General features: G+C 33.8%; 15 protein-coding genes and 4 pseudogenes. 14 read left to right on the top strand and 5 right to left on the bottom strand.

Annotated features, from left to right (window positions below):
• The first annotated feature begins 160 nt into the window (after positions 1-160).
• The 3 genes and pseudogenes from KAR67_RS07295 to aph(3')-IIIa all read left to right on the top strand — a co-directional run bounded on the left by KAR67_RS07295 (position 161) and on the right by aph(3')-IIIa (position 1,943).
• Complete coding sequence (locus KAR67_RS07295; RefSeq protein ID WP_040564913.1) at positions 161-784, top strand: type A-13 chloramphenicol O-acetyltransferase; 624 nt, start codon at positions 161-163, stop codon at positions 782-784.
• A 103-nt stretch (positions 785-887) separates the two neighbouring features.
• A pseudogene (locus tag KAR67_RS07290) lies at positions 888-1,118 on the top strand (GNAT family N-acetyltransferase); the annotation flags it as partial.
• 30 nt (positions 1,119-1,148) lie between these two features.
• On the top strand, positions 1,149-1,943 hold the full coding sequence (gene aph(3')-IIIa, locus KAR67_RS07285; RefSeq protein ID WP_001096887.1) for an aminoglycoside O-phosphotransferase APH(3')-IIIa: 795 nt from the start codon (positions 1,149-1,151) through the stop codon (positions 1,941-1,943).
• Between the two features lie 659 nt (positions 1,944-2,602).
• On the opposite strand, the pseudogene KAR67_RS09705 reads toward aph(3')-IIIa, so the two are convergent.
• The 3 genes and pseudogenes from KAR67_RS09705 to KAR67_RS09695 all read right to left on the bottom strand — a co-directional run.
• Positions 2,603-2,716 (bottom strand): annotated as a pseudogene (locus KAR67_RS09705) (zf-HC2 domain-containing protein); the annotation flags it as partial.
• Complete coding sequence (locus KAR67_RS09700; RefSeq protein WP_223201969.1) at positions 2,709-2,975, bottom strand: sigma factor-like helix-turn-helix DNA-binding protein; 267 nt, start codon at positions 2,973-2,975, stop codon at positions 2,709-2,711. The gene KAR67_RS09700 and the pseudogene KAR67_RS09705, both read right to left, overlap by 8 nt.
• A gap of 15 nt (positions 2,976-2,990) precedes the next feature.
• Positions 2,991-3,194, bottom strand: a pseudogene (locus KAR67_RS09695) (hypothetical protein); the annotation flags it as partial.
• Positions 3,195-3,230: 36 nt separating this feature from the next.
• Between KAR67_RS09695 and KAR67_RS07270 the strand changes: the two are divergent.
• From KAR67_RS07270 to KAR67_RS07250, 5 genes and pseudogenes are all read left to right on the top strand, one after another.
• The gene (locus KAR67_RS07270; RefSeq protein WP_009145957.1) at positions 3,231-3,524 is read left to right on the top strand and encodes a peptidase C15; all 294 of its coding nucleotides are present in this window, start codon (positions 3,231-3,233) and stop codon (positions 3,522-3,524) included.
• A 153-nt stretch (positions 3,525-3,677) separates the two neighbouring features.
• Positions 3,678-4,106 (top strand): GNAT family N-acetyltransferase, encoded by a 429-nt coding sequence (locus tag KAR67_RS07265; RefSeq protein WP_025096305.1) that lies wholly within the window; start codon positions 3,678-3,680, stop codon positions 4,104-4,106.
• 31 nt (positions 4,107-4,137) lie between these two features.
• Positions 4,138-4,683, top strand: a complete 546-nt coding sequence (locus KAR67_RS07260; RefSeq protein WP_060787550.1) for an AAA family ATPase — start codon at positions 4,138-4,140, stop codon at positions 4,681-4,683.
• A 115-nt stretch (positions 4,684-4,798) separates the two neighbouring features.
• Positions 4,799-5,596, top strand: a complete 798-nt coding sequence (locus KAR67_RS07255; protein ID WP_057031881.1) for an aminoglycoside 3'-phosphotransferase/choline kinase family protein — start codon at positions 4,799-4,801, stop codon at positions 5,594-5,596.
• 171 nt (positions 5,597-5,767) lie between these two features.
• Positions 5,768-5,890: pseudogene (locus KAR67_RS07250) on the top strand (recombinase zinc beta ribbon domain-containing protein); the annotation flags it as partial.
• On the opposite strand, the gene KAR67_RS07245 reads toward KAR67_RS07250, so the two are convergent.
• Positions 5,878-6,345 (bottom strand): zinc-ribbon domain-containing protein, encoded by a 468-nt coding sequence (locus tag KAR67_RS07245; protein WP_225899383.1) that lies wholly within the window; start codon positions 6,343-6,345, stop codon positions 5,878-5,880. The pseudogene KAR67_RS07250 and the gene KAR67_RS07245 overlap by 13 nt on opposite strands.
• Positions 6,345-7,145: a DnaJ domain-containing protein gene (locus KAR67_RS07240; RefSeq protein ID WP_162284626.1), complete on the bottom strand. Its 801-nt coding sequence runs from the start codon at positions 7,143-7,145 to the stop codon at positions 6,345-6,347. The genes KAR67_RS07245 and KAR67_RS07240 overlap by 1 nt, the downstream gene beginning before the upstream one ends.
• 192 nt (positions 7,146-7,337) lie before the next feature.
• On the opposite strand from KAR67_RS07240, the gene rplM reads away from it, so the two are divergent.
• From rplM to KAR67_RS07210, 6 genes are all read left to right on the top strand, one after another.
• Positions 7,338-7,763: a 50S ribosomal protein L13 gene (gene rplM, locus KAR67_RS07235; protein WP_002779321.1), complete on the top strand. Its 426-nt coding sequence runs from the start codon at positions 7,338-7,340 to the stop codon at positions 7,761-7,763.
• 2 nt (positions 7,764-7,765) lie between these two features.
• Entirely contained in the window at positions 7,766-8,155 is a 390-nt protein-coding gene (rpsI, locus tag KAR67_RS07230) for a 30S ribosomal protein S9 (RefSeq protein ID WP_002779320.1), read from the top strand.
• A gap of 120 nt (positions 8,156-8,275) precedes the next feature.
• Positions 8,276-9,274: a fibronectin-binding outer membrane protein CadF gene (gene cadF, locus KAR67_RS07225; RefSeq protein ID WP_025096304.1), complete on the top strand. Its 999-nt coding sequence runs from the start codon at positions 8,276-8,278 to the stop codon at positions 9,272-9,274.
• 13 nt (positions 9,275-9,287) lie between these two features.
• Positions 9,288-9,653: a GNAT family N-acetyltransferase gene (locus KAR67_RS07220; RefSeq protein ID WP_002303448.1), complete on the top strand. Its 366-nt coding sequence runs from the start codon at positions 9,288-9,290 to the stop codon at positions 9,651-9,653.
• Complete coding sequence (gene aph(2'')-Ia, locus KAR67_RS07215) at positions 9,654-11,093, top strand: aminoglycoside O-phosphotransferase APH(2'')-Ia (RefSeq protein WP_001028144.1); 1,440 nt, start codon at positions 9,654-9,656, stop codon at positions 11,091-11,093.
• A gap of 57 nt (positions 11,094-11,150) precedes the next feature.
• Positions 11,151-11,525 (top strand): GNAT family N-acetyltransferase, encoded by a 375-nt coding sequence (locus KAR67_RS07210; protein ID WP_079744545.1) that lies wholly within the window; start codon positions 11,151-11,153, stop codon positions 11,523-11,525.
• Positions 11,526-11,758 lie beyond the last annotated feature (233 nt).

Here is an 11,758-nt window from a genome sequence, read left to right as displayed (position 1 = left end):
CGAGTAAAAGAGTGACCGCCGAGATAACCCATTGCTCGGCGGTGTTCCTTTCCAAGTTAATTGCGTGATATAGATTGAAAAGTGGATAGATTTATGATATAGTGGATAGATTTATGATATAATGAGTTATCAACAAATCGGAATTTACGGAGGATAAATGATGCAATTCACAAAGATTGATATAAATAATTGGACACGAAAAGAGTATTTCGACCACTATTTTGGCAATACGCCCTGCACATATAGTATGACGGTAAAACTCGATATTTCTAAGTTGAAAAAGGATGGAAAAAAGTTATACCCAACTCTTTTATATGGAGTTACAACGATCATCAATCGACATGAAGAGTTCAGGACCGCATTAGATGAAAACGGACAGGTAGGCGTTTTTTCAGAAATGCTGCCTTGCTACACAGTTTTTCATAAGGAAACTGAAACCTTTTCGAGTATTTGGACTGAGTTTACAGCAGACTATACTGAGTTTCTTCAGAACTATCAAAAGGATATAGACGCTTTTGGTGAACGAATGGGAATGTCCGCAAAGCCTAATCCTCCGGAAAACACTTTCCCTGTTTCTATGATACCGTGGACAAGCTTTGAAGGCTTTAACTTAAATCTAAAAAAAGGATATGACTATCTACTGCCGATATTTACGTTTGGGAAGTATTATGAGGAGGGCGGAAAATACTATATTCCCTTATCGATTCAAGTGCATCATGCCGTTTGTGACGGCTTTCATGTTTGCCGTTTTTTGGATGAATTACAAGACTTGCTGAATAAATAAAATCCCAGTTTGTCGCACTGATAAAAACCCTTTAGGAACTAAAGGGCGCACTTCTATACTCTCTGTCGAGAGTAGTGCGTCCTGCGGAGCTTCATTCCCGGTCAGCGCGCTTATCAATATATCTATAGAATGGGCAAAGCATAAAAACTTGCATGGACTAATGCTTGAAACCCAGGACAATAACCTTATAGCTTGTAAATTCTATCATAATTGTGGTTTCAAAATCGGCTCCGTCGATACTATGTTATACGCCAACTTTGAAAACAACTTTGAAAAAGCTGTTTTCTGGTATTTAAGGTTTTTTGTTATAATTAGCTTCTTGGGGTATCTTTAAATACTGTAGAAAAGAGGAAGGAAATAATAAATGGCTAAAATGAGAATATCACCGGAATTGAAAAAACTGATCGAAAAATACCGCTGCGTAAAAGATACGGAAGGAATGTCTCCTGCTAAGGTATATAAGCTGGTGGGAGAAAATGAAAACCTATATTTAAAAATGACGGACAGCCGGTATAAAGGGACCACCTATGATGTGGAACGGGAAAAGGACATGATGCTATGGCTGGAAGGAAAGCTGCCTGTTCCAAAGGTCCTGCACTTTGAACGGCATGATGGCTGGAGCAATCTGCTCATGAGTGAGGCCGATGGCGTCCTTTGCTCGGAAGAGTATGAAGATGAACAAAGCCCTGAAAAGATTATCGAGCTGTATGCGGAGTGCATCAGGCTCTTTCACTCCATCGACATATCGGATTGTCCCTATACGAATAGCTTAGACAGCCGCTTAGCCGAATTGGATTACTTACTGAATAACGATCTGGCCGATGTGGATTGCGAAAACTGGGAAGAAGACACTCCATTTAAAGATCCGCGCGAGCTGTATGATTTTTTAAAGACGGAAAAGCCCGAAGAGGAACTTGTCTTTTCCCACGGCGACCTGGGAGACAGCAACATCTTTGTGAAAGATGGCAAAGTAAGTGGCTTTATTGATCTTGGGAGAAGCGGCAGGGCGGACAAGTGGTATGACATTGCCTTCTGCGTCCGGTCGATCAGGGAGGATATCGGGGAAGAACAGTATGTCGAGCTATTTTTTGACTTACTGGGGATCAAGCCTGATTGGGAGAAAATAAAATATTATATTTTACTGGATGAATTGTTTTAGTACCTAGATTTAGATGTCTAAAAAGCTTTAACTACAAGCTTTTTAGACATCTAATCTTTTCTGAAGTACATCCGCAACTGTCCATACTCTGATGTTTTATATCTTTTCTAAAAGTTCGCTAGATAGAGTTCTATATTAGAGATGTAAAGAGTTTTGGTGAAGAGGTTTGTGAGTATGGCTTTTATAACCAGGGTGCAATGAGAAGCACTAACAGCAGCTAGCTTAAGAACGCATAGGATATACTTTTTATGGAAGTCACAGAGGAGGAATAAAATTTGAACAGGATTAACAGAGTAAAGATGCATAACACCATGAACATTTTCCTCGTTATCAGCTGCGAAAAAGATCAGCAGGTGATTGTCTATTGTTTGCCACGAGACTGCACGAACCGGAGTTCCTGCTTCCACACCGGAAATAGTGTTGCCTTCCGGTGAAGGAATATAGTCACATACCGCTTCCAGCCTACCGGCTTCTGTATTGGCATAATGAAACTCCAAATCATAGAGCCACCCTATACAAAACAGGGCAACAAGTGCGGAAAGAATTGCCGCTATTAAGCGAGTGCGTTTAACACGCTTTAAAAATCTAAGTGCACGCTGTGGCGCTTTTTCAATAGGAACCTGCCTGCGCATATCCTCTTCAAGCTGGCGGCAGGCCGCACAATGCTCAATGTGTTCTCTGACCATAGCAGAGGTCTCTGTCTCGGTCAATTCTTCAAGATAGGATGGGAGTAAATCCCTGACTACGCAGCAGTCAAGATTGGTTTCACGCATTGTTATCACCTCCGATAATCTTTACAAGTTTTTCCTTACCACGATAAAAGCGCACTCGAGCCCATACTTCGCTGTGCCCAAGAATGTCACCGATGTCACGGAAAGAGAAATCACCGGCTAATCGCAGATGGATTACTTCACGAGTTTCGGCATCTAACTGTTGCATTGCTCGATATAGTGCAAAACGCTCTTGCCGGTTCTCAAACTCTTTCGTGGGATTATCAGGAGCCGCAACATGAGTAAGTTCGCTTTCTTCCACAAGAGTGGTGTGCTTACTTGCGATTTTTTCTTGTACTGCGGAAACAGTATCTTTGATTGAATGCGTAGTTGTATCTATAACATTTAATTCATAGATTCCCAAATTGGAAAATTGCTTCCACATTGTTTCAACTAATTCAATATTTGTTTCTCTGTCTAACTTTGAGCGTTCGATAGCTCGCTTCATAGTTTCTTCTTTACTTGCCCTTAAAACGATATACAAGGCGCGGAAATTTTAAAGCTCGAAGTGCCGACGGTGTTTGGAAAGGCAGGAGAGGTTCTTAAAAAAGCGGTGGAGCAATACAGACCCGACGCGGTGGTGTGCGTAGGTCAAGCCGGAGGGAGAGCCGCCATTACTCCTGAGATGATAGCCGTGAACATAATGGACGCGCGCATTCCCGACAACGCCGGAAACAAGCCGTGCCACGAGCTTATAATAAAAGAGGGAAGAGAAGCGTATTTTTCCTCACTTCCGGTGAAGGATATCGAGAAAAATCTAAATGATAACGGAATTCCGTCGTCGGTATCGTATGGAGCGGACAACGAGTAAAAGAGTGACCGCCGAGATAACCCATTGCTCGGCGGTGTTCCTTTCCAAGTTAATTGCGTGATATAGATTGAAAAGTGGATAGATTTATGATATAGTGGATAGATTTATGATATAATGAGTTATCAACAAATCGGAATTTGATGAGGTGTAATTATGGTAAGAATTGCAACAGTAAATGATGCAGAGCAATTAAACATCTTAAATGATGAATTTAATGGTGAGAGCGAAACAAGCATAGACAATATTAGAAATTCCCTTATGAATAATAAACAGGAAGTTGTTATCGTTGCTGATGAAGATGATATGTTAGTTGGATTTGTTTGTGTTCAGCTTAAAAAATCGTTCTGCTATGATGAATATATGCCTGAAATTACAGAAGTGTATGTTAAACCAGCATACAGAAAAAGAGGCTTAGCGAGTGAGATGATTACTTTTGCAGAGGCTTATTGTAGTAAGAATTATTCACTTCACCAATATGAACTTCTAACAGGACAAGAAAATCTTGTTGCACAAACTGTATATAATAAACTTGGATATGTAGATGATAATGAACTTCATTTATCAAAACGAGTTAAGAGATAGTCAAATCGGAATTTGTGGAGGTAAAATATAGATGAATCAAGGTAGAATTATTGTAATCACAGGTGCGCCGGGGACAGGAAAAACTACAACGGCATCTGCTGTTGCAAAAGAATCAGATTTGGAAAAGTCTGTGCATATGCACACAGATGACTTTTATCATTATTTGAGTAAAGGGGCAATACCACCGCATTTGCCAGAATCAAATGAGCAAAATTTGATTGTCATTGAAGCGTTTTTAGAAGCTGCGAAGCGATATGCTCGTGGTGGATATGATGTAATTGTAGATGGCATTGTAGGACCGTGGTTTTTAGAGCCGTGGCTCAACATTGTTCAAGAGCATTATAAAGTACACTATATCGTTTTAAGGGCAAGTAAAGAAGAAACCATGAAGCGAGCTATCGAACGCTCAAAGTTAGACAGAGAAACAAATATTGAATTAGTTGAAACAATGTGGAATCAATTTTCCAATTTAGGAATCTATGAATTAAATGTTATAGATACAACTGCGCATTCAATCAAAGATACTGTTTCAGCAGTAAAAGAAAAAATAGTAAGCGGTACGGCCTTACTATTTTAGACAATTATTGGTGGTAAGTTTGTTAAAATTAGAACATTCAAATTGCCTAATCAAGAATTGCCAGAAAATGTTTATTATTATGACTCTATTTAGTTATTAAGAATGAGGTGCAAAGATGGATATTATAAGTAGAAAATACATAAATGAAGGCTTTAATAGTAAGGCATATATTATAAATGATGATTATATTTTACTTGATGGAGTAAATCAAAATTCATATAAAAACTATCAAAAATATGTGAACGTAATTAATCAAATAAGTAATGTTAAATCGTTGGAAATACCAAGAATTATTGAATTGATTGAGCCTTGCGAAGAATATCCAAATGGCGCATTAATTTATAAAATGATTAAAGGACATACTTTTAGAAAAGAACATATTGAAATAGTTAATTTAGATAATATTGCTAAAAAACTCGCTGAATTTATGGATGAATTATATGAAATAAGAGTTGATTTTGATAAAGATGAATATATAAAAAATGAATTAGAAATAACTGAACAAAGTGTTATTGAATTAAAAGAATATTTAAGTGAATCTAATTATGAAAAAATATTATCTTGGTTTAATGAATATAAAAACTATTTATTAACATTTAATGATTATCATTTTATACACGGAGATTTATGGTATGAGAATTATATTCTTAACGATAATAACGAATTAGTTGGAATAGTGGATTTTGAAGGCTCTGGTATGGGTGATCCTGCTTATGATATTGCTGCACTTTATTATTTAGGAACAGATTTTATAAATAAGGTATTAAGTTATTATAAATATACAGATGAAGATTTAATCAAAAGAGTATCAATGTTAATAAAGGCACGTGAAATTGCTGATTTTGATGATATGGTTAAAAACTATCCGGAAGAAGTAGAAGAACAAGTTGATAAAATAAAGAAAGTTTTATAAATGGTGGTACAAATGGATATATATGATTTAATGAAACAAGTTAATGAGTGGGTTAAAGAAATATTATAACTTTTGAAAATGGTAAGTGTGTATCAGATATTGCATATTGTGCATTTAAAGATGGAAAAGTTATAGGAGTTGCAGGTGCTGATAAGATAAATGATGGGATTTGGGAAGTCGCTGACGGTACGCTACACAAACGCAAAATATCCCCAGCAGATTTACTCCTGCAAGACCTACAATGCCTTTGGAAAGAACCACTGCACCCAGCACCGGATTGACTATGACACCCTTATTAAATCACCGCTTACAAAGATACCAGCAAAACAAGCTTTACCATCTCCATCATCGCATTTTTCTTTATAGATAGTTTGGAGCATTTTACAGCTACTTGCATCATCGTAGTGGCATTTTCCCTCAAGTTTGTTTATATAAACTCTGCTGTATTTTCCACCATAAAAATACTGATATATGCTTAGCGAAGCTATCAAAAAGAAACTCACCATGCTAATTATGATTTTGCTTTTATGTTTTGAGATAAATTCTTTTCTTTGTTTGAGACTTTTTTCTCTTTCTTCTTGAGCTATTTTTCTTTTCTCTTCTTCTAGTCTTCTTAATTCTTCTTGTTTTCTTCTTTCTTGTTCTAGTTTTTCTTCTGCTTGCGGATCGTATAAATCACTATTTCCACACTCTTTGCAGAATTTAGCTACATCTAAATTTTTTGTATTGCAATGATTACAAATAAGCATTATGCACCCCTTGTTTCTTTGATGATTTCATAGGCTAAATTGATCTTTTTCATCATCTCTTGAGCTATTTTTAAAAGTTCAGGTGGAAGTTCTTTGGAGTGGAGATTGTCATAGTGGTACTCTTTGGCTAATTTTCTATAATTTTTCTTGATAGTTTCAAAATCATCCTTAGGATGAGAATTTAAAATTTCATAAGCTTGTTCGAGAGTGATTGTAAATTTGTCTTCTTTTGGTTGTTCTTGCTGTGCTTTTTCATGGGTAAAATTATAAATTTGTTCATATTTTAGCTTTACTTCTCTAAATTTTATAAGGTTTAATCCAAGTCCTACGATGATATTTTCCATAAGAGCATTTTCATTTGCGCTCATTTTTGCATCATAATATATCAAATCAAGCAGTAAACATATGAGAAAATCGATTTCTTTCTCGTAAAATCTTGCACTAGTGCAAAGTTCATGGATACTTCTGCCTTGATTTTTTTCATACTCAAAAATACTTGCATAAGTATTTCTAAATCCACTGTATTCTTTAGAATAAAACATCTCTATCTTATCGAGTAAAGAAGATATAAATTTGGATAAATCTTTTGTGATGATTTTATCATCTGCTTTTGCAACTTTTGCCAAAAGCGCTACTATGATAGCGGGATTTTTACTGTAAATATAATCAAGCCTTTGTCTTGCGGGATGATTTAACCCTTTTTCACAAAATATACAAAATTTAGCATCTTCTTCAGGGTTTATCTTAAGACAATTTTTACACTGAAGATACTCTTGAATTTTAAATTTTAAAGAAAGCAAAATAAAACCTTATTTTTAATATAATAAAAAGTAATTTTAACAAGGATATGCTTAAAATGTAATATTTTATCTGTGCTAGCGAGATAAAAATAAAAAGGCTACTAAACTTTAAATATTCTTAAATTAAGTATTATTTAAGTAAAAATAATTATAATCTCATTTTCAAAAAATTTTTGGCAAAGGTAAAGAATTATGACAAAGATAACAAAGCCAAACGAAGTTAAACGAGAATGGATTGTTTTAGACGCAGAAGGCAAACGCTTTGGTCGTCTTTTAACTGAAGTAGCAACAATTTTAAGAGGTAAAAACAAACCTTGCTTTACTCCTAATGTTGATTGTGGTGATTATGTGATTATCATCAATGCTTCAAAAGCTGTATTTACAGGTGCAAATAAAGCAGAAGATAAGCTTTATCACAGACATTCAGGATATTTTGGAAGCGTAAAAAGCGAAAAATTCGGAGATTTACTTGAAAAAAATCCTGCAAAATTATATAAATTAGCAGTTAGAGGTATGCTTCCTAAAACAAATTTGGGTAGAGCGATGCTTAAAAAATTAAAAATTTATGCGGGTAGTGAGCACCCACACACTGCGCAAATTGCTAAAGAAGGAAAATAATCATGGCAACAACATATGCAACAGGTAAAAGAAAAACTGCTATAGCAAAAGTATGGGTAAAACCAGGTAGCGGTAAAATCAGCGTTAATGGTATCGATTTAAATACTTGGCTTGGTGGACATGAAGCGATCAAGCTTAAAGTAGTTCAGCCTTTACTTGTAACTAAGCAAGAAACTTCAATGGATATCAAAGCAACGACTTTAGGTGGTGGTTATAGTGCTCAAGCAGAAGCTTTAAGACACGGAATTTCAAGAGCTTTAGCGGCTATGGATGCTGATTTTAGAGCTTTATTGAAACCTAAAGGACTTCTTACTAGAGATAGCAGAACTGTTGAGCGTAAAAAATATGGACGCCGCAAAGCAAGAAGAAGCCCACAATTCTCTAAACGTTAATCTTTGGCGGGATTTTCCCGCTTTTTATATTTTATCTCTATTTACTATTTATTTTTTTATATTTTATGATATAATTGAACTTCGTACTACTTAAGTGAATTTATCTATGAAAGGCTTTTGATGAGAAAGTTATTGCTATGTTTAGGGTTGGCAAGCGTTTTATTTGGTGCAGATAACAATGTAAAATTTGAAATCACTCCTACTTTGAATTACAATTATTTTGAAGGTAATTTAGATATGGATAATCGCTATGCACCAGGGATTAGACTAGGGTATCATTTTGATGATTTTTGGCTTGATCAATTAGAACTAGGTTTAGAACATTACTCGGATGTAAAATATACAAATTCTACTCTTACCACCGATATTACTAGAACTTATTTGAGTGCTATTAAAGGCATTGATTTAGGTGAGAAATTTTATTTTTATGGTTTAGCTGGTGGGGGATATGAGGATTTTTCTAAAGGCGCTTTTGATAATAAAAGTGGAGGATTTGGTCATTATGGAGCAGGTTTAAAATTTCGCCTTAGTGATTCTTTAGCTTTAAGACTTGAAACAAGAGATCAAATTTCTTTCCATGATGCAGATCATAGTTGGGTTTCAACTTTGGGCATTAGTTTTGGTTTTGGCGCTAAGCAAGAAAAAGTTGTAGTGGAGCAAACAAAAGAAGTAGTTAATAAACCTCAAGTTGTAACCCCTGCTCCAGCTCCTGTAGTCTCACAATCAAAATGTCCTGAAGAACCAAGAGAGGGTGCTTCGCTGGATGAGAATGGTTGCGAAAAAACAATTTATTTAGAGGGACATTTTGATTTTGATAAAGTAAATATCAACCCAGCCTTTGAAGAACAAATCAAAGAAATTGCTCAAATTTTAGATGAAAATGTAAGATATGATACTATTTTAGAGGGTCATACTGATAATATAGGTTCTAGATCATACAATCAAAAACTTTCAGAAAGACGCGCTAACAGCGTTGCAAAAGAGCTTGAAAAATTCGGTGTAGATAAAAGTCGTATCCAGACAGTTGGTTATGGTCAAGATAAGCCACGCTCGAGCAATGACACTAAAGAGGGTAGAGCAGATAATAGAAGAGTAGAGGCTAAATTTATTTTAAATTAATGAAGATGATAATATGGTTTTTGATATTGATAATTTAAAAGGATTTCTTAATGATACCAGTTCATTTGGGTTTATAGCTAAAGAAAATAATAAAATTATAGGATTTGCATATTGCTATACACTTTTAAGACCTGATGGAAAAACAATGTTTTATTTACACTCAATAGGAATGTTACCTAACTATCAAGACAAAGGTTATGGTTCAAAATTATTATCTTTTATTAAGGAATATTCTAAAGAGATTGGTTGTTCTGAAATGTTTTTAATAACTGATAAAGGTAATCCTAGAGCTTGCCATGTATATGAAAAATTAGGTGGTAAAAATGATTATAAAGATGAAATAGTATATGTATATGATTATGAAAAAGGTGATAAATAAATGAATATAGTTGAAAATGAAATATGTATAAGAACTTTAATAGATGATGATTTTCCTTTGATGTTAAAATGGTTAACTGATGAAAGAGTATTAGAATTTTATGGTGGTAGAGATAAAAAATATACATTAGAATCATTAAAAAAACATTATACAGAGCCTTGGGAAGATGAAGTTTTTAGAGTAATTATTGAATATAACAATGTTCCTATTGGATATGGACAAATATATAAAATGTATGATGAGTTATATACTGATTATCATTATCCAAAAACTGATGAGATAGTCTATGGTATGGATCAATTTATAGGAGAGCCAAATTATTGGAGTAAAGGAATTGGTACAAGATATATTAAATTGATTTTTGAATTTTTGAAAAAAGAAAGAAATGCTAATGCAGTTATTTTAGACCCTCATAAAAATAATCCAAGAGCAATAAGGGCATACCAAAAATCTGGTTTTAGAATTATTGAAGATTTGCCAGAACATGAATTACACGAGGGCAAAAAAGAAGATTGTTATTTAATGGAATATAGATATGATGATAATGCCACAAATGTTAAGGCAATGAAATATTTAATTGAGCATTACTTTGATAATTTCAAAGTAGATAGTATTGAAATAATCGGTAGTGGTTATGATAGTGTGGCATATTTAGTTAATAATGAATACATTTTTAAAACAAAATTTAGTACTAATAAGAAAAAAGGTTATGCAAAAGAAAAAGCAATATATAATTTTTTAAATACAAATTTAGAAACTAATGTAAAAATTCCTAATATTGAATATTCGTATATTAGTGATGAATTATCTATACTAGGTTATAAAGAAATTAAAGGAACTTTTTTAACACCAGAAATTTATTCTACTATGTCAGAAGAAGAACAAAATTTGTTAAAACGAGATATTGCCAGTTTTTTAAGACAAATGCACGGTTTAGATTATACAGATATTAGTGAATGTACTATTGATAATAAACAAAATGTATTAGAAGAGTATATATTGTTGCGTGAAACTATTTATAATGATTTAACTGATATAGAAAAAGATTATATAGAAAGTTTTATGGAAAGACTAAATGCAACAACAGTTTTTGAGGGTAAAAAGTGTTTATGCCATAATGATTTTAGTTGTAATCATCTATTGTTAGATGGCAATAATAGATTAACTGGAATAATTGATTTTGGAGATTCTGGAATTATAGATGAATATTGTGATTTTATATACTTACTTGAAGATAGTGAAGAAGAAATAGGAACAAATTTTGGAGAAGATATATTAAGAATGTATGGAAATATAGATATTGAGAAAGCAAAAGAATATCAAGATATAGTTGAAGAATATTATCCTATTGAAACTATTGTTTATGGAATTAAAAATATTAAACAGGAATTTATCGAAAATGGTAGAAAAGAAATTTATAAAAGGACTTATAAAGATTGATTATATAATATATGAAAAGCTATTATAAAAGACATTAGTATTAAATAGTTTAAAAAAATGAAAAATAATAAAGATGAAAACTACAATTATCATGAGATGAAAGACTATGTTTTTATCGGAGCATATGAGGGAGCGGATTGTATTGGATTAGCAATATTGACTCCTGTATTCAATCCCTGTCTTTTTTTATACGACTTGAAAGTCAAATGCAAAATGCGTGGTAAAGGTATTGGTAAACAGCTAATTAAGGCATCTTATCAATATGCCATAGCAAATGGGTATGCAGGTTTGTATACTGTTGGTCAGGACAACAATTTGAATGCGTGCTTGTTTTATTTGGCTTGCGGTTTTGAAATTGGCGGACTTGATACTAAAATATATGAAAACACAAAGCAGTCGGGAAAATTTGATATAACCTTTTATATGCACTAAAAATAAGTACATTAAATGAATTCAGGTTTATCGGAGAGATAGCAAAGCCAGCCGAGCCAGTCAACGGTCAAGATGAACGGCGCATAAATGCGCCGCCGTTGACAGTCCCGCCCGTCTTTGCTAAAGGGTAATCAAGGCGGGAAAGCCCTAAAATGGCTTCACACCTATTTCAATAATTGGAGGAGATAAAAATGAGATCAGAAAAGGAAGTTTATGATATTGTTTTGAATTTT

This window comes from Campylobacter sp. JH32, assembly GCF_017846535.1.
GTDB classification, from domain to species: domain Bacteria; phylum Campylobacterota; class Campylobacteria; order Campylobacterales; family Campylobacteraceae; genus Campylobacter_D; species Campylobacter_D coli.
This window is presented reverse-complemented; position numbering and strand designations above follow the sequence as displayed.